Raw genomic sequence first — 24663 nt, 5'->3', positions numbered from 1 at the left:
CCGGCTTACGCCGGATCGCTGCGCAGGCGGGCGGGCAGTTGGTCGACATAGCTCTGCGCCAGGGTTGCCGGAACCCGCCCCCTTGCCGCCAGCGCATCAAGGCAGGCCAGAGCAATGGTGTGGCTGTCAAAGACCGAGGCGGCCAGAATGGCCAGCTGCACCAGACCCTCGTCGTCAATCGCGCCGAGGGTGCTCAGGTCGCGCAGATAGACCGCATCGCCATCGACCAGCTGATCGGCGCTGGCCGCGCGCGACAGCCGCGCCAGCTGCGAATTGGCAACCGGCATCGACTTGTTGAACAGGAACTTGTGCAGCACGAAGCCCTGCGCGCGCAGCTCCTGATCGACCCCGGCCGCCATCGGCTCGCCCTCGTAAAGCCGCAGGTGACGCAGCTCGACGATCACCGCGACCGCCTGCGCAAGCGTCTGGCGCGCGCCCTGAAACACCGCCAGCTCGCCGCCCTGAATGTCGATCTTGAGCAGATCGATCCGGCCGATCTCGGGCAGCGCGTCCAGCGCCACCGTCGGCAGCTCGACCCGCTCGATCACCCGGCCCATCCGCGGCTTGCCCAAGAGCGCGATCGAGGGAAGATAGGGCTCGAACACCGATGTCATGCCGCTGAACCGGAAGATCTTCAGCTCCTGCACCGTCCCGTCGCCCACCGCATGGGGGAAATACCGCTCCCGCGGCGAGGGCTTGGCCTGCAGCGCCGCGAAGGCCTCGGGCTGCGGCTCGAAACCGATCACGTCGCAGCCCTGCAGCGCCAGAAGCGCCCGATAGGGCGGCGGGGCGATCGGGTTGGCGCCGACATCGAGCACCACCGTACGACGCTCGCGCGGCAGATGCGCCAGCAGGAACCGCATCGCCGCGGCGGTATCGGGCAGATGCGCCCCGCGCAGCTTCTGCACCGGCAGCACCGGCGCGGGATCGTGCCAGCCGAACCGGCCTTGCTGGTCCAGGATCTCTGCCCGCAGCCGGGCGTGCGCGGCCAGCGCCTCGGCCTCGAGCGCGCGGATCTCCGGGTCGGCGCGATAGCGCTCCAGCCGCGCCGCCACCTCGGGCCAATGCCGCAAGATCGTGCGGTCCTCGATCTCGGCCCGCTCGGCGAAGGCCCAGAACGGCGAGCCCAGACGGTATTTCTGATGCGTCAGGCTCATCCCGTCGCCGCGCAGGTTCTTGAGCAGGAACACATCCTGCGCGCGGATCGCATAGTGATTGAGCGTCGCATTCTCCCAGCCGAACATCTCGGGCGTGGCGGTCAGATGCCGCATCTGCGCCGGCACGAACAACGGCGCATTGGGCATTTCCACCCCGGCGCTGCTGCGCAGAACCGGCTCCGCCTTGCGCGGATGCTTGGGCATGTGGCAATGCACCGCCGCGAAAACATCGGGACGGAACAGGCATTTCTGCATCGTGCGGCCCTTGCGCAGCTCCGCCTCGGTCAGGGTGAAGCTTGGCAGAACCGCGCCGCCGTCCCAGCTGCGTCGCCCGGCCGAGCCGAACATGCGCCAGTTCACGGCGATGCAATCGGTGGGACCGGCCTGCAGCACCGTCCCGATCAGATCGGCCACCCGGCCCGCGCCGCAGGTCACATTGAGAAATTCATCGATATCGCAGTGAAACGCCCAGTCGACATCGGCCATCTGCGGATGCGCCAGCGCCAGCGCGCAGCCGGTCACCTGCGGCGCTTCGCCGGGCTGGGTCTGCTGGCGCAGATGCACGACCTCGCCCATCTCGGCCAGCCGGTCCAGCATCCGGTCCGAACCGTCGCTGCAATCGTTCGAGACGACGAAGACGCGATCGAACCCCGCGGCATGCTGGAAGGCCACCCATTCGAGCAGCCACATCGCCTCGTTACGCTGGCAGGCGATCACCGCCAGCGGACCCGGTCGCGCGGGGGGGGGTGTCAAGTCGTTTGCGATCGTCATGAAAGAGAGAAACCCGGGTTGAACAGGAAGGCAGGGGCGGTCCGGCGACCCTCCTGCGTTCCGGCCACGGGATCAAGTGAAAACGCGCGGCGGCTGCGCGGAAAACGCGGCCGCCGCCGGAAGCCGGGCCGGGCGGCCCCGCCCCGGCGGGTCAGAAAACGTCCCCCGGCGCGACGGCAAAGACCTGCACCGCGGCCGGGTCAAGCCGCAGACCGACCCGCTGCGGGCGCTGCGGATGGCGTGCCGAGGGCAGATCCAGCCGCAGCTCCGCCCCGCCCGTTTCCAGCCGCAGGACCAGCCGCTCCTGCGCGCCCAGAAACTCGGCCCGGTCGATCCGCGCCGCCGCCCCCTCGGACAGATCGCACAGAACCAGCGCCTGCGGGCGGAAGAAGGCCACCGCCGCCTGCCCCTCGGCCAGCCCCGGCGCGGCAAACCGGCCCAGCGGCGTCGGCAGCGCGCCGCCCGCCACCCGCCCCGGCAGGGTGCTGCCCGGCCCCAGAAAGCGCGCGGCGTAAAGCGTTGGCGGCGCGTGATACAGGCTGCGCGGATCGGCCAGAGCCTCGATCTTGCCCGCATGCATCACCGCCAGATGATCGGCCACCGCCAGCGCCTCGGCCGGATCATGGGTGACAAGGATCGCCGCCACGCCAAGCTGGCGCAAAAGCGCCAGCGTCTCGGCCCGGACGCTGTCGCGCAGCCCCTGATCCAGGTTGGAAAACGGCTCGTCCATCAGCAAAAGCCCGGGCCGGGGCGCCAGCGCCCGCGCCAGCGCCACGCGCTGGCTTTCCCCGCCCGACAGCTGGTGCGGATAGCGCGCGGCAAGCCCCGCCACGCCCGCCACCGCCAGAACCTCGGCCACCCGGGCCTTGACCTCGGCAGAGGGCGCCCCGCGCAGCCCGAAGGCCACGTTGTCCGCCACGCTCAGATGCGGAAACAGCGCGTAATCCTGAAACATGAAGCCGATGCCGCGGGCCTCGGGTTCGACGAACCGCCCCGGCCCCGCCAGCAGCCGCCCCGCCAGGGTGATCTCGCCACTGTCGGGGCGCTCGACCCCGGCGATCAGGCGCAGCAGCGTGGACTTGCCGCAGCCCGACGCGCCCAGCAGGCACAGGATTTCCCCGGCCCCGAGGCTGAAGGAAATCTCCGCCAGCGCCGTCACCGCACCGAAGCGGCGACTGACGCGATCAAGACGAAGCCAGGGGGCGGGCGGGGAAAGGGGTGCAGCTGTCATCGCCCCAATCTAGGAAACCGCGCCCAAAAATCCATCCTGCGCCGACAGATTTGCCCGTGCCGGGGCGCGCGCCCCGGCTCAGGCGTTCATGTCGCGCATCAGGCGGCCATGCTTGCGGATCTCGGTCAGGACGGCGCCGAAGGTGGTCAGGCCGCGCGCCTTGAGCGCGGGCAGCAGCCGCAGGAAGGCATCGGCCGTCGCCACCGTATCGCCCAGCGCGGTGTGACGCGCCGCCTCGGGGATGGTGATGCCCAGCCGATGCGTCAGCGCGTCCAGGCTGTGACCCTCGGCGGGGCCGAAGATCACCGCCGAAAGCAGCACCGTATCCAGCACCGGATGATCGAAATTGCGCCCGATCAAAAGCTCCTTGCGGCGCAGGAATTCCAGATCGAAGGCGGCGTTATGGGCGACCAGAACCGCGCCCTCGGCGAATTTGTGAAACCGCCGCCCGACCTCGGCAATCGTGGGCGCCGCCGCCACCATCGCCTCGGTGATGCCGTGAATCGCGGTCGAGCTTGCCGGGATCGGCCGGCCCGGATTGACCAGCGTGTCAAAGACCTCGCCCGCCACCCGCCGCCCGTTGACGATCCGCACCGCGGCGATCTGCACGATCTCGTCGCCCCCGGTCGGAAACAGCCCCGTCGTCTCGGTGTCGAAGACCACGAAGGTCAGCTTGTCGAGCGGCGTTTCGGCCAGCGCGCTTTCGCTGCCCCGCCCCAGCAGATCGAAGTCATAGACCACCTGCCGCGGCACCGGACGGGGATCGGTGCCGATCCGGCGCGCCTCGCGCAGCGGCAGGCACAGCCGGTGCCGCTCCTCATGCAGGCGCTCGGGCCAAAGATCGGTCGCATGCGCCGACAGGACCCGCCGCCCGGTCACCTCGGCCATGCCGGTCTCAAGCGGCTCGGCCAGCCAGCGCTCCAGCTCGGCAATCGCCACCGCCGCACCGCGCCATTCCAGCGCGATCAGCGCCCCCGCCCCCTCTTCAAGCACTTCAAGCCGCTTCTCGACCCGCTCCGGGCCCAGACGCGCGACCAGATGCGCGATCAGCGCCACCATCTCGAAGCCTTCCAGCCGCAGCATCAGGGCCGCGGTCACCGGCAAAAGCTCGCCCTGCCCCTCGGCCGCGACACGGGCCTGCACCGCGGCGCCGAAATCCGAGGCGCGGATCATCGCCAACGGCCACCAGTCGGCGCGCATCGCCTCGTGACGCTCGTAAAGCGTGTGGATCGCCTGCGCGAGGTTGCCCGCCTCGGCCCGGGCGGCTTCGCGCAGCTGCGCGCGCGCCTGCGGATCGACCGGCCCGTCCTCGGCGATCAGCACCCCCATCAGCGATTGCAGCGCCGCAGCCGGACGGCGCAGGCGGTCAAAGAGCTCGTCCATCAGCGCCTCGCGCCCGGCATGGGCGCGCATGTCCGCCGAGACATCGCGCAGCGTCAGCACATAGCCCGCATTGCGCAGCACATGATGATCCTCCCCCTCCGAAATCAGCCGCATCCGCGCCGCAAGCGTCCGGCCATCGGCCACCGTGGCACAGAGAAGATCCGAGGCGGCATCAGGATCGGCCGTCGCCAGAAGCCGCGCATGGGCATGGCGGATCGGCGCCGGGTGCAGATAGTCGAAGACACGCCGATCCAGCCCCGGCGCATGCGCCCCGCCCAGAAGATCGACCGCCTGCCCGTTGTAAAACACCAAAGCATGATCGGCGGTGCACAAAAGCACCCCCACCGGCACGTCCGACAGCAGCGTCTCCAGCCGGTCCTTTTCGCGCGCCAGCCGGGTGGTCTCGCGCTGCACCGCCTCGGTCAGCGCCGAGCGGGTCTCGTTCAGATGCTGCGCAATCGCCGCCGCCGCCGGGGCCAGATCGCCCAGATAGCGCCCCGCGCTTTCGTCCAGCGCGCTGTCGACCGCGGTCTGGGTGCGCGCCCGGATCGAGCCCGCCAGCCGCTCGATCGGCCGCGCCAGATTGGCGTCAAACAGCGCCCAGACCACCCCGATCAGCCCCAGGATCACCAGCCCCGCCACGGTGCCGCCGATCACGAAGCCCGACAGCGCCTCGGGCCGGTCAAGCTTTTCGAAACCGAAGACCAGCCCCGCGACCAGCGCCACAAGATTGCCCATCGCCAGCGCGGCGAAGAACAGGAAAACGCGGATGCGCAGGCTGAGCCGGGCCAGCCGCATCAGGCGCCCTCCGGGTCCAGAAGCCGGTGCAATTCGTCGCGCAACTCCTTCAGCTCGAAGGGTTTTGCAATGAAACCATCAGCGCCGAGCGCCAGCGCCTTGCGCCGCTCCAGCGCCGAGCCGCGCGCCGTCATCATCACGATCCGCACCGTGGCAAGCGCGGCATCGGCGCGGATCTGCTGGCAGATCTCGTAGCCCGAGACCTCGGGCAGCATCACGTCGAGCAGCACCAGATCGGGGCGCTCGGCGCGGATGCGCGCGACCGCGCCCTGCCCGGTGGCCAGCCGCGCATGATCCAGCCCCTCGCGGCCCAGAAGATAATCCAGCGCGATGGCGATATTGTCCTCGTCCTCGACGATCAGCACGCGGCGCTTGCCAGCGCTTTCCCCGGTCATCCCGGCGTCCCCCCTCTGCCCCTACCCTCTCAGCCGGGCACGGCCCTGCCGTGACCTATCGCCGATTGCATCGTGCGCACCACCACGAAAGCGTCGCGCAGATGCGCGCGTTCAAAATCGCTCATGTCCGAGGGCGCAAGGAAATTATCCGCCGCCCGCCCGGATTTGATCAGCCGCGCCTGATTTTCCAGCCGCGTCATCGCGATCAGGTCATAGGCCTCGATCAGATCGCGCGCCTCGCCGGGGGCGATCATCCCCGCCTCCTCGGCGGCCTTCAGCCGGGCGCGGGTATTGGCAAGGCCGAGCCGCCCGCGCAGCGCCTGCACCCGCGCCAGATCGATCACCGGCACCACCCCGTTCATCTTCAGATCGATATGGTTGCGATGCTCGCCCGAGCGGATCGTGGCAAAGCCGCGCAACAGGCCCAAGGGCGGCGTGTGCTTGAGCGCGTTCGACAGCATATGGGCAATGAAGATCGGGCTTTGCGAGGCCAGCCGCAGGGTTTCCTCCTGCAGCGCGGTGAAGAGATCGGCGCCATTGCCGCCGATCGGGCGCAGATCGAACATCACCGAGGCCAGCATCTGCGCCTCGGGGTTCGGCACGTCGATCCAGTCGTGGAAATAGCGCCGCCAGACCTGCAGCGGCTGGCACCAGCGCGCGGCCGTGGCCATCATCTCGCCCGGGCAATGGACATAGCCGCAGGCATCAAGCCCGTCGCAGACGATCTTCGCCAAAGCGCGGAAATAGTCCATGTCTTCGGGCTTTGCCGCATCATCAAGGATCAGGCAATTGTCCTGATCCGAAACGCCGGTCTGTTCCTGACGCCCCTGCGAGCCGCAGGCCAGCCACAGATAGGGCACCGGCGGCGGCCCAAGATCGCGTTCGGCCATCACCAGAAGCCTGCGCGTCACCGCATCGGCGATGTCGGTGATCAGCCGCGTCACCACGTCATGGGCGTGATGCGCGCCGACAAGCTGCACCAGCAGCTGCGGGATCCGCGCGGTGACGGCGGCCATCTCGGCCAGGGTCTCGGCCGAGACCACGTCGCGAATGAGCACCGCTGCCGAGACCGCCTGAAACCGCGTCAGATCGGTCTGGGTGATCATGCCGACGAAGCGCCCCGCCTCGGTGATCGGCAGATGGCCGATGCGCCGCTCCAGCATGATATGCAGGATGTCGGAGCCGAGCGCGGTGGGCGGCAGGCTGACCGGATCCGCCGTCATCACCGCCGAGACCGGGGTTTCGGGCGCTTGCCCCTCGGCCAGGATCTTGTTCGACAGATCGCGCTGGGTGACGATGCCCAGAAGCGTCCCGTCGCCCGCGACGACGCCGAGCGAGGAAACATGCGCCGCGCGCATCTGCTGCGCCGCCGCGATCGCGGGGGTGTCGGGCGCGCAGGCAAGCGGCTTGCGCGCGATCAGATCGGCCACTTTCTGCGTCGCGATCTCGGTCGAGACCTTCTCGCCGCGCTTCCTGTTGAAGAAGCGCTCGAACGCCGGATAGGTCTCGATCAGCCGCTTGAAGCTGGGGGTGGGCAGCACCAGGCAGACCGTCTGCGCCGTCGCCCGCGCCTGGGTCGCGGCCAGCCCGTCGCGCAGAAGACCGCGCTCGCCAAAGGAATTGCGCGGACCCAGAAGCGAGACCAGCCCGCCATTGCCGTCGGTGATTTCCACCGCGCCCTGCTTGATCAGGTAAAGCCCGCCCAAAGGCGTCTGATGGACATAGATCAGCGCCTGGGCGCGAAATTCCATGCGGCGAAAGGAACGGGCCACCTCGGCCAGCTCGTCACGCGGCAGGGTATCATAGGGATGGACGGTTTCCAGAAAGGCAAGGATGGCCTGACGGTCGGGTTCCATGATCTCTCCTGTGAAGGCGGGGAAGCGGGCGGGGAGACCCCCGCCCGCCGCCGGTCAATGCGCCGAGGCTTCGGCGGCGCCGATGCCGGTTTCCGAGCGGATCTCCTGCGCCAGATAGCCGTCCCGGTCCTGATCGCCGCGGCGGCTCTTGTCGGTGATCGAGAACAGCCAGATCCCCGCAAAGCCCAGCACCATCGAGAAGAGCGCGGGCGAAGTATAGGGGAACGGCGCCGAGCCCTTTTCAAAGCCAAGCGTGGCCTCCCAGACCGAGGGCGAGATCACGGTCAGCGCCACCGAGCTGATCAGCCCGAGGGAACCGCCGATCACCGCGCCGCGCGTCGTCATGCCCTTCCACAGAAGCGACATGAACAGCACCGGGAAGTTCGCCGAAGCGGCGATGGCGAAGGCCAGCGACACCATGAAGGCGATGTTCTGCTTCTCGAAGGCCAGACCCAGAACCACCGCGACGATGCCAAGGCAGATCGTGGTGATGCGCGAGACCCGCAGCTCGGCGGCGCTGTCGGCCTTGCCGTTCTTGAACACGGTCGAATAAAGGTCGTGCGACACCGCCGAGGCGCCCGAGAGCGTCAGACCGGCAACCACGGCCAGGATCGTGGCAAAGGCCACCGCCGAGATGAAGCCGAGGAAGATGTTGCCGCCCACCGCCTGCGCCAGATGGATCGCCGCCATGTTGTTGCCGCCCACCAGCGTCAGCGCGCCCTTGGCATCATAGCTGACCAGACCCGGGTTGGTCAGCACATAGACGATGGCGCCAAAGCCGATGATGAAGGTCAGCATGTAGAAATAGCCGATCCACACCGTCGCCCACATCACCGACTTGCGCGCTTCCTTGGCCGAAGGCACGGTGAAGAAGCGCATCAGGATATGCGGCAGACCGGCGGTACCGAACATCAGTGCCATGCCGAAGGAAATCGCCGAGATCGGGTCTTTCACGAAAGTGCCCGGCCCCATGATCGAGATCCCCGCCGCCGCGGCTTCCTCGGGCGTCTTGCCCGCCGCCAGCGCCAGATCGGTCTTCACCTTGACGGATTCCGCAAACAGGCTTTCCAGGCTGAAGCCGTAATGCACCATCACCATCAGCGCCATGAAGCTGGCCCCGCCCAGAAGCAGACAGGCCTTGATGATCTGCACCCAGGTCGTCGCGGTCATGCCGCCAAACAGCACATAGACCATCATCAGCACGCCGACGACGATCACAGCGTAAAGATATTCCAGCCCGAACAGCAGCTTGATCAGCTGACCCGCGCCCACCATCTGGGCGATCAGGTAAAAGGCCACCACGACCAGCGTCGACATCGCGGCAAAGACCCGCACCGGCGTCTGCGCGAAGCGGAAGGCCGCCACATCGGCAAAGGTGAACTTGCCAAGGTTGCGCAGCCGCTCGGCCATCAGGAAGGTCAGGATCGGCCAGCCGACCAGGAAGCCGATCGAATAGATCAGCCCGTCATAGCCCTGCAGCATCACCGCCGCCGAAATCCCCAGGAAGGACGCCGCCGACATGTAATCGCCCGCGATCGCCAGACCGTTCTGGAAGCCGGTGATGCCGCCGCCCGCGGTGTAGAAATCGGCCGCCGATTTCGTCCGCCCGGCCGCCCATTTCGTGATGAACAGCGTCGCGACCACGAAAAAGCCGAACATCGCGATGGCGGTCCAGTTCGTGGGCTGCTTTTGCACCGCGCCCTCGATCGCGCCCGCCGCAAGGGCAAGGCCGGGCGTCAGGCTCAGCGCAGAGACCGCCGCAAGGCGGGTGAAGAAGGTGCGCGGGCTCATTTCAGCACCTCGCGCTTCACCTGGGCGGTCAGCTCGTCATATTCGCTGTTGGCGCGGAAGACATAGATCGCCGTCACCACGATGGTGAACAGGATCACCCCGAAGCCGACCGGGATCCCCCAGGTCATCACCCCCTCGCCCATCGGCACGGCCAGCAGGTCCTTGCGGAAGGCGATGACGGTGATGAAGCCGTAATAGACCAGCAGCATCGCGATGGTGAGCAGCCAGCCAAACCGCAAGCGCCGTGTTTTCAGCGTGTGGTAGGCCGGGCTTCTGGCGATGCGTTCCAGCATCGTGTCTTGCATGTGGTTTCCTCCTCGTTGAAGTCTTTCCGATCCGGCTTGTGCGGACCGGTTTGTCATTTGCCGCAGCCGCGGACTTTGATCCGGCCGGCGCGGCGGGGGGTTCACACCCCCGCACCCCCGTGGCGTATTTGCCCCAGGAAAAAGCATGGGCTTTGGCCCGTTCCCCTTGGGCGACTATCCCCCGGGGGGGATGGCCGCAGGCAAGCGGGGGGGCGGCGCCCCCCGCCTTCGGGTCACCCCCGGTTCATCCGGTTGTCGATCAGCTCCTGCACCACGGCGGGATCGGCCAGCGTCGAGATGTCGCCCAAGCTCCCGTAGTCGTTCTCGGCGATCTTGCGCAGGATCCGGCGCATGATCTTGCCCGAGCGCGTCTTCGGCAGACCCGGCGCCCATTGGATCAGATCGGGGGACGCGATCGGCCCGATCTCGGTGCGCACCCATTTCACCAGATCCTTGCGCAGATCCTCGCTGGGGTCGATCCCGTTCATCAGGGTCACATAGGCGTAGATGCCCTGGCCCTTGATGTCATGCGGATAGCCCACCACCGCGGCCTCGGCCACTTGCGGATGCGCCACCAGCGCCGATTCCACCTCGGCCGTGCCCATCCGGTGCCCCGAGACGTTGATCACGTCATCAACCCGGCCGGTGATCCAGTAATAGCCGTCCTTGTCGCGCCGGCAGCCGTCGCCGGTGAAGTAATAGCCGCGATACTGGCCGAAATAGGTCTCCTGGAAGCGGTCGTGATCGCCCCAGACCGTGCGCATCTGACCGGGCCAGCTGTCGGAAATGCACAGCACCCCCTCGCATTCCACCTCGCCGATCCGCACCGCCGTCTGCGGGTCCAGAACCACCGGCTTGACCCCAAAGAACGGGTTCGTCGCCGAGCCGGGTTTCGTCGGCGTCGCGCCGGGCAAGGGCGTGATCATGTGCCCGCCGGTCTCGGTCTGCCAGAAGGTGTCGACGATCGGACATTTCCCTTTTCCGACATATTTGTCGTACCAGACCCAGGCCTCGGGGTTGATCGGCTCGCCCACCGAGCCAAGGACGCGCAGCGAGGAAAGGTCATATTTCTCAACCCATTCCGGGCCCTGACCCATCAGCGCGCGGATCGCCGTCGGCGCGGTGTAGAACTGATTGACCTTGTGCTTTTCGCACACCGCCCAGAACCGGCCCGGATCGGGGAAGGTCGGCACGCCCTCGAACATCACCGTCGTCGCGCCGTTGGCCAGCGGCCCATAGATGATGTAGCTGTGCCCGGTCACCCAGCCCACATCGGCGGTGCACCAGAACACATCGCCGTCCTTGTAGTCGAACGTATACTGATGCGTCATCGCGGCATAGACGAGGTAGCCGCCGGTGGTGTGCACGACGCCCTTCGGCTTGCCGGTCGAGCCCGAGGTGTAAAGGATGAAGAGCGGATCTTCCGCATTCATCGGCCGCGGCGGGCATTCCGGGCTGACGTGCTCCATCAGGTACAAAAGGTCGACATCGCGGCCATGCACCCAGCTGATCTGATCGCCGGTGTGCTTGACCACCAGGCAGCGCACCTTGTCGGAGCAGTGCAGCAGCGCGGCATCGGTATTGGCTTTCAGCGGCGTGCGGCGGCCACCGCGCGGCGCGGTATCGGCGGTGATGACGAGCTTGGCACCGCAATCATTGATCCGGTTCGCCAGCGCATCGGGCGAAAAGCCCGCGAAAACAATCGAATGGATGGCGCCGATCCGGGCGCAGGCAAGCATCGCATAGGCGGCTTCCGGGATCATCGGCAGGTAGATCACCACCCGGTCGCCGCGCATGATGCCCTGCGAAAGCAGCACATTCGCCATCCGGTTCACCTTTTCGGACAGCTCTTTGTAGGTGATGTGCTTGGCCGGTTCGGCCGGATCATCGGGTTCGAAGATGATCGCCGTTTGCAGCGCGCGGTCGCGCAGGTGGCGGTCGATGCAATTGACCGAGGCGTTCAGCACGCCATCCTCGAACCATTTGATCGAGACCTTGCCGAAGGTGAAATCGGTATTCTTGACCTTGGTATAGGGGGTGATCCAGTCGAGCCGCTTGCCCTCGCGGCCCCAGAACGCATCCGGGTTCTCGATCGAGTCCCGATACATCTCCAGATATTTCGCGCCATCCGCATGCGCCGTCTCAAACCCAGCCGGAACCTCCCGAAGCGCAGGCGCGACCGCCGGTTGTCCTTGAACTCCCATGAATTCCTCCTCTCTCGGCGACCAGGGTCGCCAGATGCCACAGCACATCCGCAGCACCTCTCCCGAGGACCATTGTAAACTGATTGTGTATCTTCTCGTAAACCCTTTTTTTGACAGCACAATAATGTAAATTAGTTTTCAGGTTCATGATCCGTTTTGTAAATTAAATATCAAGGCGATTCAACGGCCACGGCCGCTGCGCCGGTGCCACAGCGACCGCAAGCCCGACCCCGCCGCGGCGCAGGCCTGCCCAAAATGCACGCAAAAGTTGCAAATCCACCCCGCCAGGGCGGCGCCGGAGGCGAGAGCGCCCTAGTCCTGCGCCGTCTCGGCGGCGGGGGGCGGCGCCTCCTGGCGGTCGCGGTGCAGCGCGGCGCGGCCCAGCAGCATCATCGTCACCGGCGTCGTCACCATCACGCAGATGCCGATCACCAGCTCGTGGATGAAGACCCGATCCTGCAGCCAGGACCAGGACAGAAGCGAGGCGATCAGGATCGCCGCCGCCCCCCAGCTGGTGCCCAGCGCGGGCGCATGCAGCCGGTCGTAAAAGCTTTTCAGCCGCACAAGGCCGATGGCGCCAAGCAGCGTCAGCGTCGATCCCAGCAGCAGGAAGGCCGCAACCGGAACCGCGATCCACCAGGGCATGGTTTCGGGCGCGTTCATTCGATCACCTCGCCGCGCAGCAGGAATTTCGCCGCCGAGACGGTGCCGACAAAGCCCGCCACCGCGATCACCAGCGCCGCCTCGAACAGGAAGGGCGTGCCCAGGCGCATCCCGGTCACGATGAAGAGCAGCATCGTCGCGATATAAAGCGCCTCAAGCGCCAGCACCCGATCCTGCGCGCGCGGACCCAGCAGGATCCGCAGCGCCGCCAGACAGGCCGCCAGCGCCAGGGCGATCTGGGCATAGCTCAGCGCAAACGCAAGCAGGGTGGTCATCCGAAAGCCTCCAGCAGCCGGGTTTCGTAACGGGCGCGGATCTCGTCGCGCAGGGTCTCTGCGTCGTGCAGCTCGAAGACATGCAGCAGCAGCACCCCGGTTCCGGGGTCATATTCGATCCAGGCGGTGCCCGGCGAGGCGGCTACGACAAGGGCGAGCAGCGCCAGCCCGACCGGATCGCGCAGCCGAAGCGGGATCGCGACGAAGCCCGAACGGCGCGGCCGACGCCCGCCATCGTGCAGCATCCGCCGCGCCACCGCCCAGTTCGAGCGCAGGATATCGACCGAGACCACCGCGGCCAGACGGATCAGCGGCCAGATCGCGCGCAGCCGCTTCGGCTGCGGTTCCAGCCGGGCAAAGGCCAGACCGGCGAGGATCGCCACCGCCCCGCCCAGCAGCAGATGGCCCAGCGAAAACCGCGTCAGCATGAGCCACATCAGCGTCAGGGCCAGCGTCAGCAGCGGATGGGGGAAAAGCCGGGTCATGACGCCTCTCCGGTTGCGGGCGCGGTCGCGACCACGGGCGGCGGCTGCACCAGCGCGCGGGCGGTCTGCTGCATGTAGCCCAGCGCCGGGGCCGCCTCGATCGAGAGCAGCACCAAAAGCCCGATCAGCGCCATCACCGGGGCGATTTCCAGCGCCAGCACCCGCGGCGGCGGCGTCTCGGCGGCCCAGAAGCTTTGCACGCCGACCCGCACCAGACCGATCAGCGTCGCCAGCCCCGCGCCCAGAAGCAGCGCCACGAAGACCCAATGCAGCGCAGCGCTTGCCGGGCCCGCCGCCAGCAGCCCCTGCAAAAGCCCGAGCTTGCCCAGAAACCCCGCCAGCGGCGGCATCCCCGCCAGCGCCAGCGCACAGGCGCCAAAGGACAGGCCCAGCACCGAGAGCGTGCCCGGGATCGCCAGCCCCGCCCCGGGGGCGGCCTCTTCCTCGTGCTCGTCAAGACCATAGGCCTCGGCGGTCAGTGCCAGAATCCCGGCAATGCCCCCCTCCTCGCGGCTCATCAGTTCGATCAGCAGGAACAGCGCGCCGGTGGCCAGCGTCGAGTTGAGCAGGTAGAACAGCGCCGCCGCCAGGATCGCGCTGTCCGCCCCCGCCAGCACGAAACCCGCCGCGGTCAGGATCGTGCCCGAGGAGACCAGCACCAGATGCGCCGCGATCCGGCCCAGCCCCTGCGCCGCCAGAATGCCGATGACGCCAAACAGGATCGTCGCCATGCCGCCCGCGATCAGCACCGGGGCGCCAAAGCCCGCCGAGGCCCCCGCGCCCGCGCCAAACAGCAAAAACGCCAGCCGCAGGATCACATAGACGCCGACCTTGGTCATGATCGCGAAGATCGCCGCCACCGGCGCGGCGCTGGCCATATAGGCGGTGGGCAGCCAGAAGGACAAAGGCCAGATCCCGGCCTTGATCAGGAAGGCCAGCCCCATCAGCGCCGCCCCGGCTTGAAACAGCGCCCGCCGCCCCTCGGGCAGATCGGGCACAAGGCCGGCCAGATGCGCCATGTTCAGCGTGCCGGTGGCGCCATAGATCAGGCTGATCCCGATCAGGAGCAGCGCCGATCCGGTCAGGTTGACGGCGATGTAATGCAGCCCCGCCCGCACCCGCAGCTGTCCGCCGCCATGCAGCAACAGCCCGTAGGAGGCGGCCAGCAGCAGCTCGAAAAAGACGAAGAGGTTGAACAGATCGCCGGTCAGGAAGGCGCCATTCAGCCCCATCAGCAGGAACTGGAACAGGCTGTGGAAATGCGGCCCCTGCCGGTGCCAGCCCGCCGCCGCATAGACCAGCGCAGGCAGGGCGAGCAGCCCGGTCAGCACCAGCATCAGCGCCGAAAGCCGGTCGTTCACCAGAACGATGCCCCAGGGCGCGCCCCAGTCGCCCAGCCGGTAAAGCCCCAGCTCGGCGCTGCCCGGCCCCAGCGTCTTGGCGCGCGACAAAAGCTCGAGCGCGCAAAGCAGCGTCGCGACGGCCGCAACAAGGCTGACCGTCAGTTTCGCGCGGCGCTGCCGGTCGTCGTAGATCAGCATCACCGCCCCGGCAAAGAACGGGATAAGGATCGGCGCGATGATCAGATGTTCGGGCGCGGGGGTCATGCCTCGGGCTCCTTGCCATCAACATGGTCATTGCCGGTCAGCCCCCGCGCCGCGATCAGCACGACCAGAAACAGCGCCGTCGCGGCAAAGCCGATGACGATTGCCGTCAAGACCAGCGCCTGCGGCAGCGGATCGGTATAGGCGGTGGGATCGATGAACCCGCCGCGCGGCATGATCGGCGGCACCCCCACCATCAGCCGCCCCATCGCGAAGATGAACAGATTGACCGCATAGGACAGAAGGCACAACCCGACGATCACCTGAAAGCTGCGCGGGCGCAACAGCAGCCAGACCCCCGAGGCGGCCAGAATTCCGATCGCGGCAGAGAGCACGATTTCCATCACCCGGCCTCCCGTTCCTTTTGCGCCAGCCGATCACGCGCGCGCAGCCGGGCGATGCGCAGCGACTGGTGCGCGAGCGCAATCAGCATCAGCACGGTCACGCCCAGAACCAGCGCAAAGACCCCGGCATCGAAGATCAGCGCCGTCGCCGCCGGAACCTGCCCGATCAGCGGCAGCTCGACATAGCGCGCATGCGCGGTCAGGAACGGATGACCGAAGACAAAGGCACCCAGCCCCGTGCCCCCCGCGATCAACAGCCCCAGCCCCATCCAGCGCACCGGCAGCACGGTCAGCCGCGCCTCGACCCAGCGCAGGTCATGGCCCAGATATTGCAGCAAAATCGCGATCGACACCGTCACCCCGGCAGAGAAACCGCCCCCCGGCAGGTCGTGACCGCGGAAGAACAGGATCGCCGCCAGCACGATCAGCACCGGGAACAACCAGCGCATGATCACCGAGGGCACCAAAAGCGCATGCGCCAGCGTCGGATCGCGCAGCCCGGCCTCGTCCTCGCTGCGGGTGGTGCTTTCGGGGGCGGGGCGGAAGCGGCGCAAGAGCGCAAAGACGGTGATGCCGACAATCGCCAGAACGGTGATTTCGCCAAAGGTGTCGAAGGCGCGGAAATCGACCAGGATCACGTTGACGACATTGGTGCCGCCGCCCTCGTCATAGGCGTTGCGCAGGAACCAGTCGCCCACATTGGGGATCAGCGGCCAGGTCATCATCACATAGGCAACGGCGGCCAGGCCGATGCCCACCGTGCCCGCGATGACGAAATCGCCCGCCCGGCGCAGCCGCGCGGGCAAAAGCCGGTCGGCGGCGATTTTCTCGCTCCGTTTCGGCAGCCAGCGCAGGCCCAGCAGCAACAGGACGGTGGTGACGATTTCGACCAGCAGCTGCGTCACCGCCAGATCGGGGGCGGAAAGCCAGGCGAAGGTCAGGCAGGTCACCGCCCCCGCGCCCCCCAGCAGGATGACGGCGGCGAAGCGGTGGTATTTCGCCAGCGCCGCCGCGCCCAGCGCACAGGCCGCCCCCGCCCCCCACATCGCCGCGAAGGCCGGGTTGAGCGGCACCGACAGCGCCCCCGGCGCGGGCACCAGCACGCCCCAGAGCGGCACCGCCCCCGCCGCCAGCGCCAGCAGCACGATCAGCCGCAGCTGCGGTTGCAGCCGCTCCGTCCCGAAGAGACGCAACCCCAGCCGCGGCAAGACCCAGGTCGCCAGGAACATCCCCCGCTCGAACACTTTCTGCGCCCGCAGCCGGTGCAGAAGCGGCGGCCCCTCGGGCCCGCGCGCGATCTGCCGCCCGAAGACCGCATAAAGCACGATGCCCGCCACCAACGCGACCGAACTCATCGCGAGCGGCAGCGTGAACCCGTGCCAAACCGCGATGTCGGTATAGGGCAGATCCGGCCCCAGCACCGAGACCGCCGCCAGATGCAGCACCGGGCCCAGCGTCAGCCCGGGCAGGATGCCGACGAGCAGGCAGATCAGCACCAGCGCCTCGACCGGGCCGCGCATCAGCGCGGGCGGCTCGTGCGGGCTGCGCGGCAGATCGGTGGCGACGGGGCCAAAGAAGACGCTGAGGATGAAGCGCAGCGAATAGGCGACGGAAAAGGCCCCGGCCAGCACCGCCCAATAGGGCAGCGTATTGTCCAGCCAGCTGCCGTTATTCCAGTCCGCCGCGACGGCGAAGAACATCTCCTTGGACAAAAAGCCGTTGAGCAGCGGCACCCCCGCCATCGCGGCCGAGGCGACGATGGCAAGGCTTGCCGTCACCGGCATCGCGTGCCGCAGCCCGCCCAGACGGCGCATGTCGCGGGTGCCGGTCTCGTGGTCGATGATCCCCGCCGCCATGAACAGCGAGGCCTTGAAGACGGCGTGATTGAGGATGTGAAAGATCGCGGCCAGAATGGCGCCGGTACTGCCGATGCCCGCAAGGGCAGTGATCAGCCCCAGGTGGCTGATCGTGGAATAGGCCAACAACCCCTTGAGATCATGTCGGAACATCGCAAAGAACGCGCCCAGGACCAGGGTTGCCATGCCGGTGCCGGTGACCAGATGGAACCACAGGTCGGTCTGCCCCAGCACCGGCGCGAAGCGCACCAGCAGGAACACCCCCGCCTTCACCATCGTCGCCGAATGCAGGAAGGCCGAGACCGGCGTCGGTGCCGCCATCGCGCCGGGCAGCCAGAAATGGAACGGCATCTGCGCCGATTTTGTGAAGCAGCCCAGCAGGAACAGACCCAGCACGAGCGGATAAAGCGGATGCGCCCGCACCAGATCGCCCGCCGCCAGCACCCGGTCCAGATCATAGCTGCCGACGATCTGCCCCAGAAGGATCATCGCCAGCAGCAGGCACAGCCCCCCCGCCGCGGTGACGACCAGGGCCATCCGCGCCCCCTCGCGCGCCGCCTGAACCTGATGCCAATAGCCGATCAAGAGGAAGGACAGGATCGAGGTCAGCTCCCAGAACACCACCAGCATCAGGATGTTGCCCGACAGGACCATGCCGACCATGGCCCCGGCAAAAGCCATCAGAAAGGCGTAAAACCGCGGCACCGGATCGGTTTTCGACAGGTAGTAGCGCGCATAGATCAGCACCAGGATGCCGATGCCGAAGATCAGCGAGAGGAACAGCCAGACAAAGCCGTCCATCCGGAAGCTCAGCTCCAGCCCCAGCGCGGGCACCCAGTCGATCCGGCCGCGCACCACCAGCCCCGCACCGACCGGCTCGTACAACAGCGCCAGCACGACGCCCCCGGCCGCCAGAAACAGTCCCGAAACCCAGGCCGCCGCATCATGCGCCCGCGGCGACATCGTGCTTGTTGCCAAGGCCGCCGCGAAGGGCAGCGCCACAAGGATCAGCAGCAGGTTTCCTTCGATCATGCGCCCGCAGCTGTCCTTTCCCGGTCTGAAAAAATGAAGGGGCCGCCCCCGAAACCGCCCTCACGACCGACCAAACAGGCCGCAGTGGGTTCTGAGGGCGAAGTATTGCAAGGAATCCCTTATTCACAAAGGGGTTTTTACGAAATCTTAACCATTTCAGCTTCACGACGATCCGTCGCGTTTGCCCTGCAACCTGCGGGATCGTTTCGGGTGGCCCTTGGCGGCGCGGCGGTCTAATCTGGCGTCGGTCCGGCCTGCCCGGCCCCTTCCCCGACCGCGCCCGCGAAAGCCCAAGATGCGTATCCTGCACAGTGCCGACTGGCATATCGGACAGACCCTGAACGGCTGGTCGCGCGAGGCCGAGCACCGCGCCTTCCTTGCGCATCTGGGCGAAATCCTGCTGCGCGAACAGGTGGATGCGCTGCTGGTCGCGGGGGATGTGTTTGACGGGCTCAACCCCTCGGGCGAGGCGCAGCGGCTGCTTTACGGCGCGCTTGCGGGCTATCTCCGGGCCAATCCGCAGCTGCAGATCGTGCTGACATCGGGCAATCACGACCCGGCGCAGCGGCTGGAAGCGCCCGAGGCGGTGCTGCGCGAACTGGGGGTGCATGTGCTGGGCACGCTGCGCCGCGGCCCCGGGGGGGTGGACCTTGGCCGCCATCTGATCGCGCTGCGCGACGCGTCCGGGCAGATCCGCGCGCAGGTTCTGGCGCTGCCCTTCCTGCGTCAGGCCGATCTGCCGGGGCTGCGTCTGGGCGCCGAAGCGGGCTCCGGGGGCGCGGTGACGGGGGCGCTGCGCGCGCTTCTGGCCGAGACGGTCGCGCGCGCGCAGGCGATCACGGGCGATGTGCCGCTGCTCGCGATGGCGCATCTGACCTGCGCGGGCGGGCTGGAAAGCGCGGGCGCCGAACGGCGCATCCTGATCGGCGGCGATCATGCCGTGCCGCCCGATGTCTTTCCGCCCGCGCTCGCCTATGTCGCGCTGGGCCATCTGCACAAGCCGCAATCGCTGGACGGCGGGCGGGTGCGCTACTCCGGCTCGCCCTTTCCGCTGTCCGCCAGCGAGATCGGCTATGACCATGGCGTGACGCTGCTTGATCTGGACACCGGGGCGGTGCCGCGCCATATCCCGCTGCCGCGCCCGGTGCCGGTGCTGCGCCTGCCCGCGCGCGGCACCGCCCCCCTGCCCGAGATCCTCGCCGCGCTCGAAGCGCTGCCGCCGGGCGCCCCCGCGCGAGCTGAAGGCCCCTTCCTTTATCTTGCGCTGAGTGCCGACCGCCCGGTGACCGAGATCACCGCGGCGCTTGAAGCCGCGCTCGAGGCGCTGCCCTTGCGGCTGGCCGGGCTGACGATCACCCGCCCCGAGACCGCCACGCCCACCGCCCCGCCGCCACAGGATCTGAGCCGGACCACGCCCGAGGCGCTGTTCGCCATGGCCTTCCGCGATCTGCACGGCTGCGATCCCGAACCCCGCCACCTTGGCGCCTTCCGCGACGCGCTGTCCGAGGTCTGAACCCATGCGCATCCTGTCGATTTCCGGGCAGAACATTGCCAGCCTCGCGGCGCCCTTCCGCATCGATTTCACCACCGCGCCGCTGGCGGGCGCCGGGCTTTTCGCGATCACCGGGGAAACCGGGGCGGGCAAATCCTCGATCCTCGACGCGATGTGCCTGGCGCTTTACGGCGAGGCGCCGCGGCTCTCGGCGGGGGCGCGGTCCGACAAGGTCCCCGATGCCGCGGGCGAGGAGATCAGCGCCGCCGACAGCCGCGCGATCTTGCGGCGCGGCGCAGCGACGGGCTGGGCCGAGGTGCGATTCACCGGCCGCGACGGCGCGGACTACATCGCGCGCTGGCAGGCGCGGCGGGCGCGCGACCGGGTCGAGGGCAAGCTGCAATCGGTGGCGCGCAGCCTTTCACGGGCCGAAGACGGGCAGCTGCTTGCCGCGCAGACCCAGGCGGTCAGCGAACAGGTCGCGGCGCTGACCGGCCTGTCCTACGACGAATTCCGCCGCACCGTCCTTCTGGCGCAGGGCGATTTCGACGCATTTTTGCGCGCCGACACCGGCGAGCGCGCGGCGCTTTTGGAAAAGGTCACAGGAACAGGGCTTTACCGGGCGGTCTCGATCCGGGTCTATGAGCGGACCGAGACGGCGCGGGCGGCGCATGCGCAGCTTCTGGCCCGCGCGGCCGAGCATCGGCTGCTCGATGACGAGACCCGCGCGGCGCTGACCGAGGAGATCGCCCGCAAAACCGCGGCGGCGGCGGCGGCGGCGGCCGGGCGGGCGGGTCTGACCGAGGCGCTGGCCCGTCACCGCCGCCATGCCGAAGCGCAGGCGCAGCTGCAGACCGCCACCGCCGCGCTGGCCGGGGCAGAGGCGCGGCAGGCCGAAGCGGGCCCGGCCCGGGCGCAGCTGGCGCGGCTGGAGCGGGCGGCACCGCTGCAGCTGCCCTGGCAGGCGGCGGCCGAGGCACGCAGCCGTCTGGCGCAGGCGCAGACAGCGGCCGAAGCGGCCACGGCGGCCCACACCGCGGCGGCGGCGGCCCTGGCGCAACGGACCGAGGCAGCCGCCCGGGCGCAGGCGGCGGTTCTCGAAACGGAAGCAGATTTCAAGACATTTGGCCGGATCTGGGACCATGCCGCGGCGCTGGACGCGCAGATCGCCACCGCCGCGGCCGAGGCGGAAGCGGCGCAGGCGCAAGCCCTGACGGCGCAACAGGCGGCGACCACCGCCGCCGGGGCGCTTGCCGATCTTGCCGCCGCCGAGGCGCGCGCGGGCGCGGAGCTGCGCCGTGCCGAAACGGAGCTGGCGGGGCTTTCCCGGGTCGCGGCTCTGGCCGATGACTGGCCGCAGCTGCGCCGCGATCTGGCCGATCATCAGGCGGCCCGCGCGGCGGGGACCGCGGCGGCGCAGGCCGCGCAGGCGGCGCGCGACCGGGCGCAGGCGCTGGCGCACGAGGCAAAGACCGCCGCCGCCGCCGAGGCCCGCGATCAGGAAGCCGACGGCGCTTTGGCGCAAACCGCCGCGGCGCTGCAACAGACGCTTGCGCCGCTTGAAGCCGCGCATCCCCCCGCCCGCAGCGGCGCTCTGGCGCGGATCGAAACCGATCTGGCCGAGCTGGCGCGGGCGCTGCGCGATGGCGCCGAAGCCGCGGCTTTGGGCGCGGCGGCACAGACGGCGGCCACCGCGGCCGCGGCGGAAGCCGCCGTGGCAGAGGCGCAGGAAAGCACGGCAAGACAGGATCTTGCGCGCGCCGAGACGCAGATGGCCACGCTTGCGGCGCCGCTCGAACAGGCCGATCTGGCGCTTTCCGACGCCGCCCGCAGCCTGCGCGCGCGCCTGACCCCGGGCAGCCCCTGCCCGGTTTGCGGCGCGCTTGAGCATCCAAGCCCGGCCGAGGCGGGGCTGGCACATCTGGCCGAACGGCTGCGCGCCGATCAATCCGCCGCGCGCGGCGCGGCACAGGCGGCGCGCGACGCGCTCACCGCCGCGCAGGGCGCCCGCGCCCGGGCCGATGCCCGCGCCAAACAGGCGGCCGAGGATCAGCGCCGCGCCCAAACCCGTGCCGATGCCGCCCGGACCCTTTGGGCCGAGGGGCATGCACGTCTTGGCGCGCAACCGCTCTGCCCGGCGCTGCCCGACACGCCCGAGGGCCGGGGACTTGCCGCGGCACAAGCGCAGATCCACGCGCTGCAACAGGCCGAAACCGCGGCACAGGCGCAGATCGGCACGCTGCGCGCCCGCCTGACCGAGATCGACCGCGACCGCGAGCGGCTGCGCCGCGCGCTTTTGGCGCATCGCGCCACGCGCGAGCGGCTGGCCTTGCAGCAGGCCGAAACCGCGCAGGAGGCCGCTTTGGCCGAGGCCCGCCGGACCGAGGCCGCGGCCCGGCGCGACCGGCTGGCACATGCGCTGGCCCCGGCGCTGGCGCTTGCGGGCGAGCACGACCCGGCCGCGCCGGGGCTTGCCGAGCGGCTTTCCGCGACGGTCCTGGCCGTCGGCGCGGCGCGGGCGGCGCTGCAGGCGGCGCAGCAGGCGCTGAGCGCACTCGCCCCGCAGCTGGCCGCGGCGCGACGCGATGCCGAGACGGCGCAGGCGCAGGCCGCAGCCGCGGCGCAGGTGGCGCGGGACCGCAATGGGGCGCTGGCGGCCCTGCGCGCCGAGCGGGCGCCGCTTCTGGACGGGCAGCCCACCACCGCGCATCGCAGCCGCTTCAACGAGCGCCGGCTGGCGGCGCAACAGGCGCAACAGCAGGCCGCAACCGCCCTTGCCGCGGCGCAAGCGGAGCTTGCCGCCGCCGAGGCCCGCGCGGCGGAAACCGCCCGCGCCATGCAGGAGGCCGCCGAAGCGCAGGACGTGGCCGAGGCGCAGCTGGCCGCCGCGCTGGCGGCTGCCGGGATGACCGGGACGGAGCTTGCCGCGCTGATCGCCCTGCCGCCCGGCACCGCCGAAAGCCTGCGCGCCGGGCTGCGCGGGCTTGACGATGCGGTGACGGCGGCACGCTCGGCCCTTGCGGCGCGCAAGAACGACCTGCAAGAGATTGAGGAACAAGGACTTCCCGCAGAAGACCCCGACACGCTCTCAGCCCGGCTGGCGGCGCTTGAGGCCGAGAGCGCGCAATGCGCGCAAGAGATCGGGCGGCTTTCGGCCGAGCTTGAACGCGATGCGCGAACGCGCGCGGCGCTGGCCGATCTGGCGGCGGAAACCGAGGCCGCGCGGGCGGAGCTGGAGGTCTGGGAGGCGGTGAACAAGGCGATCGGCGCGCGCTCGGGCGACCGGTTTGCGCGCATCGCCCAGGCGATCACGCTCGATGTGCTGGTCGCGCATGCGAACCGCCATCTGGCCGATCTGAACCCGCGCTACCGGCTGCGCCGCGCCGCCGAGCTGAGCCTGCAGGTCGAGGACCGCGACATGGGCGATACCGCCCGCGCCACCCGCAGCCTCTCGGGCGGCGAGCGGTTTCTGGTCTCGCTGGCGCTCGCGCTCGCGCTCTCGCAGATGGGCGGCAAGGGCACTTTTGCGGGCACGCTGTTCATCGACGAGGGGTTTGGGGCGCTGGATGCGGGCAGCCTTGATCTGGCGATCGACGCGCTCGAGACGTTGCAATCGCAGGGGCGGCAAGTGGGCGTGATCAGCCATGTCGAGGCGATGCAGGCGCGCATCGCCACCCGCATCGCCGTGCGCAAGGAGGGCGGCGGCCGCTCCAGCCTGCGCGTCGAAGGCCCCGGGATCTGACGCTTTTTTCCGCCGATGCGTCGGCGCCGGAACGCGGGCGGCGGTGGCGCCGTGCAAGGATCGGCGCAGCCGCGCAGCAAGGAGAGACCCGCCATGGCCGACAGATGCGATCACCGGATCATCGATGGCAAGGCGGTGCAGCAGCGCCTTCTGGCCCAGATCCGCGCCGAGCTGGAGGTGGCGGCGCAGACCCATCCGGTCGGGCGGCTGGTGTCGATCTCGATCGGCCCCTCGCCCGAGATCGAGGTCTATGTCCGCAATCAGGCCCGCGCCGCCGCAACCGCCGGTCTGCCCTTTGAACAGCTGGTCTGGCCCGCAGAGGCGACGCAGGAAGCCTGCAAGCGCAAGATCGCGGCGCTGAACGACGACCCTTCGGTGCTGGGGATCATCCTGCAACGCCCGGTGCCCGCGCATATCCATGTGCGATCCTTGCAATCGGCGATCCATCCCTTGAAGGATGTCGAGGGGATGAACCCCGCCTCGATCGGCAATATCGTTTACAATGACATTGCGCTGGCGCCCTGCACCGCGGCGGCGGCGGTGGAGATGGTGCGGGCGACCGGGCTGCCGATGCCCGGGCTTGAAGTGGTGATGATCGGCCATTCGGAAATCGTCGGCAAGCCCGTCGCCTTCCTGCTGATGGCCGAGGGGGCGACGGTGACGGTGTGTCACCACATGACGCGTTCGGTCGCGATGCATGCGCGCCGGGCCGATGTGGTGATCGTGGCCGTCGGCAAGGCGCATCTGATCGGGCCGGAGATGATCAAGCCCGGTGCGGCGGTGATCGACATCGGGATCAATCAGGTCACCGATGCGGCAGGCAAGGTGCGGATTTTGGGCGATGTCGACACCGAGGCCGTGCGCGAGGTGGCAGGCTGGATCACCCCGGTTCCGGGCGGCGTCGGGCCGGTGACGGTGGCGATGCTGATGCGCAACGCGCTGACCGCACATCGCCGACAGGTGGCGGCGGGCTGGCTGGACCGGGCATGACCGCGGCAAACATCACAGAGATGTGACAGTCACCCCGCATAAAAGACGCTTTTTATATCAAAAGCGTCGCATTTGACCCAGACCCGTGCGCGACAGCTCGCTAGCGAGACTTGATTTTCCGGTCAATCAAGACACCCGAAGGGAGGGTGCCCTCACGCTCCCCCTTCACCCGGCGGTGCGCGCCCCAAAGGGATCGCGCGCACCGCCGCAATCCCGGCCCGCAATCCCGGATCAGGCGAAAGCTCAAATGCGCCGGAAATTCGGCGTCCTTTTAGCACCGTCTTCACCT

Annotated in this window: 17 protein-coding genes; 3 read left to right on the top strand and 14 right to left on the bottom strand. The window is 68.8% G+C overall.

All coding sequences use genetic code 11. The features are described from left to right. Positions 1–5: 5 nt before the first annotated feature. The 14 genes from AC4PTB_RS07080 to AC4PTB_RS07015 form a co-directional block, all read right to left on the bottom strand. The gene (locus AC4PTB_RS07080; protein ID WP_492192324.1) at positions 6–1910 is read right to left on the bottom strand and encodes an FkbM family methyltransferase; all 1905 of its coding nucleotides are present in this window, start codon (positions 1908–1910) and stop codon (positions 6–8) included. A 169-nt stretch (positions 1911–2079) separates the two neighbouring features. Beyond that, positions 2080–3159, bottom strand: a complete 1080-nt coding sequence (locus AC4PTB_RS07075; protein WP_492192323.1) for an ABC transporter ATP-binding protein — start codon at positions 3157–3159, stop codon at positions 2080–2082. Positions 3160–3237: 78 nt separating this feature from the next. After that, positions 3238–5340, bottom strand: coding sequence for an exonuclease domain-containing protein (locus tag AC4PTB_RS07070; RefSeq protein ID WP_492192322.1), 2103 nt, complete (start codon positions 5338–5340; stop codon positions 3238–3240). Further along, positions 5340–5735, bottom strand: coding sequence for a response regulator transcription factor (locus AC4PTB_RS07065; protein WP_492192321.1), 396 nt, complete (start codon positions 5733–5735; stop codon positions 5340–5342). The genes AC4PTB_RS07070 and AC4PTB_RS07065 overlap by 1 nt, the downstream gene beginning before the upstream one ends. A gap of 29 nt (positions 5736–5764) precedes the next feature. Next, complete coding sequence (locus tag AC4PTB_RS07060) at positions 5765–7591, bottom strand: DUF294 nucleotidyltransferase-like domain-containing protein (RefSeq protein ID WP_492192320.1); 1827 nt, start codon at positions 7589–7591, stop codon at positions 5765–5767. A 54-nt stretch (positions 7592–7645) separates the two neighbouring features. Then, positions 7646–9382 (bottom strand): cation acetate symporter, encoded by a 1737-nt coding sequence (locus AC4PTB_RS07055; RefSeq protein WP_492192319.1) that lies wholly within the window; start codon positions 9380–9382, stop codon positions 7646–7648. Continuing rightward, a complete protein-coding gene (locus tag AC4PTB_RS07050; RefSeq protein WP_492192318.1) occupies positions 9379–9687 on the bottom strand; it encodes a DUF485 domain-containing protein in 309 nt (102 codons plus the stop codon). Before AC4PTB_RS07050 ends, AC4PTB_RS07055 begins: the two co-directional genes overlap by 4 nt. A gap of 233 nt (positions 9688–9920) precedes the next feature. Next, positions 9921–11891, bottom strand: coding sequence for an acetate--CoA ligase (gene acs, locus AC4PTB_RS07045; RefSeq protein WP_492192317.1), 1971 nt, complete (start codon positions 11889–11891; stop codon positions 9921–9923). Between the two features lie 312 nt (positions 11892–12203). After that, on the bottom strand, positions 12204–12554 hold the full coding sequence (gene mnhG / locus AC4PTB_RS07040) for a monovalent cation/H(+) antiporter subunit G (RefSeq protein WP_492192316.1): 351 nt from the start codon (positions 12552–12554) through the stop codon (positions 12204–12206). Continuing rightward, positions 12551–12829 (bottom strand): K+/H+ antiporter subunit F, encoded by a 279-nt coding sequence (locus AC4PTB_RS07035; protein ID WP_492192315.1) that lies wholly within the window; start codon positions 12827–12829, stop codon positions 12551–12553. The genes mnhG and AC4PTB_RS07035 overlap by 4 nt, the downstream gene beginning before the upstream one ends. After that, on the bottom strand, positions 12826–13314 hold the full coding sequence (locus tag AC4PTB_RS07030; protein WP_492192314.1) for a Na+/H+ antiporter subunit E: 489 nt from the start codon (positions 13312–13314) through the stop codon (positions 12826–12828). Before AC4PTB_RS07030 ends, AC4PTB_RS07035 begins: the two co-directional genes overlap by 4 nt. Next, entirely contained in the window at positions 13311–14921 is a 1611-nt protein-coding gene (locus AC4PTB_RS07025; protein WP_492192313.1) for a monovalent cation/H+ antiporter subunit D, read from the bottom strand. The genes AC4PTB_RS07030 and AC4PTB_RS07025 overlap by 4 nt, the downstream gene beginning before the upstream one ends. After that, positions 14918–15262 (bottom strand): Na+/H+ antiporter subunit C, encoded by a 345-nt coding sequence (locus AC4PTB_RS07020; protein WP_492192312.1) that lies wholly within the window; start codon positions 15260–15262, stop codon positions 14918–14920. The genes AC4PTB_RS07025 and AC4PTB_RS07020 overlap by 4 nt, the downstream gene beginning before the upstream one ends. After that, positions 15262–18150 carry a monovalent cation/H+ antiporter subunit A gene (locus AC4PTB_RS07015; RefSeq protein WP_492192311.1) on the bottom strand — a complete coding sequence of 963 codons (2889 nt, stop codon included), beginning with the start codon at positions 18148–18150 and terminating at the stop codon, positions 15262–15264. Before AC4PTB_RS07015 ends, AC4PTB_RS07020 begins: the two co-directional genes overlap by 1 nt. 295 nt (positions 18151–18445) lie before the next feature. Between AC4PTB_RS07015 and AC4PTB_RS07010 the strand changes: the two genes are divergently transcribed. The 3 genes from AC4PTB_RS07010 to AC4PTB_RS07000 all read left to right on the top strand — a co-directional run bounded on the left by AC4PTB_RS07010 (position 18446) and on the right by AC4PTB_RS07000 (position 24374). Continuing rightward, positions 18446–19663: an exonuclease SbcCD subunit D C-terminal domain-containing protein gene (locus AC4PTB_RS07010; RefSeq protein ID WP_492192310.1), complete on the top strand. Its 1218-nt coding sequence runs from the start codon at positions 18446–18448 to the stop codon at positions 19661–19663. A 4-nt stretch (positions 19664–19667) separates the two neighbouring features. Continuing rightward, complete coding sequence (locus tag AC4PTB_RS07005; protein WP_492192309.1) at positions 19668–23384, top strand: AAA family ATPase; 3717 nt, start codon at positions 19668–19670, stop codon at positions 23382–23384. Between the two features lie 93 nt (positions 23385–23477). Next, a complete protein-coding gene (locus AC4PTB_RS07000) occupies positions 23478–24374 on the top strand; it encodes a bifunctional 5,10-methylenetetrahydrofolate dehydrogenase/5,10-methenyltetrahydrofolate cyclohydrolase (RefSeq protein ID WP_492192308.1) in 897 nt (298 codons plus the stop codon). Positions 24375–24663: the final 289 nt, after the last annotated feature.

The sequence above is a fragment of the Rhodobacter sp. 4.3.4 genome, assembly GCF_058724655.1.
This window is presented reverse-complemented; position numbering and strand designations above follow the sequence as displayed.